Origin of the sequence: Clostridium boliviensis, assembly GCF_033342255.1 — a bacterium.
GTDB classification, from domain to species: domain Bacteria; phylum Bacillota; class Clostridia; order Lachnospirales; family Lachnospiraceae; genus Lacrimispora; species Lacrimispora boliviensis.
Window position 1 is genome coordinate 1 of sequence record NZ_JAWONS010000297.1, and the last position, 583, is coordinate 583.

At 54.5% G+C, this 583-nt stretch carries 2 protein-coding genes; both read left to right on the top strand.

Annotated elements, in window-relative coordinates; genetic code table 11:
• Nucleotides 1-286 (top strand): 4Fe-4S dicluster domain-containing protein (locus tag RZO55_RS21595; RefSeq protein ID WP_318066335.1); only part of this gene is annotated, 286 nt, incomplete at its 5' end.
• On the top strand, nucleotides 283-583 hold a 301-nt coding region (locus RZO55_RS21600), incomplete at its 3' end, for an NADH-quinone oxidoreductase subunit J (protein WP_318066336.1). The genes RZO55_RS21595 and RZO55_RS21600, both read left to right, overlap by 4 nt.

Consider the following 583-nt stretch of genomic DNA (forward strand, 5'->3'; position numbering starts at 1 on the left):
ATGCATCGTTTGTTATCAATGCGCCCGGATTTGCCCGACGGACTGCATCAGTCTGACCGGGAAGAAAAATCCGGACCCCGAAAAAAAGGGAAAAGTGATTGAAACCTACGATATCAACTTCGAAATCTGCATCCTCTGCGACCTGTGCACCGAGGTTTGTCCCACAGAGGCGGTGGTGATGACCCGGAACTATGAATTGGCCACCTACAGCCGGGACGAACTGTTCAAGGATATGGAATGGCTCAAAAACAACAACACGAATGTCCGGAAGGAGAACCACCCATGAATTTGAGCGGTGAGTTTTTCGCCTTTTTGATCTTTTCGCTGATGGCCATCGGCGGGGCGGTGTTCATGATCAGCTTCACTCGGGTGGTGCATATGGCGTTGGCCATGGCCTTCACCTTTCTCAGCCTGGCCGGCATGTACGTCCTGCTCCACGCGGAGTTTGTCGCCGTGGTGCAGGTGCTGATCTACACCGGAGCGGTCACCATCCTGATGCTGTTCGGAATCATGTTGACGCGCCATCGGGATGAGGACCATGCGGAAGGACGCCGATGGCACCGCGGACTGAGCTTTGTCGGAG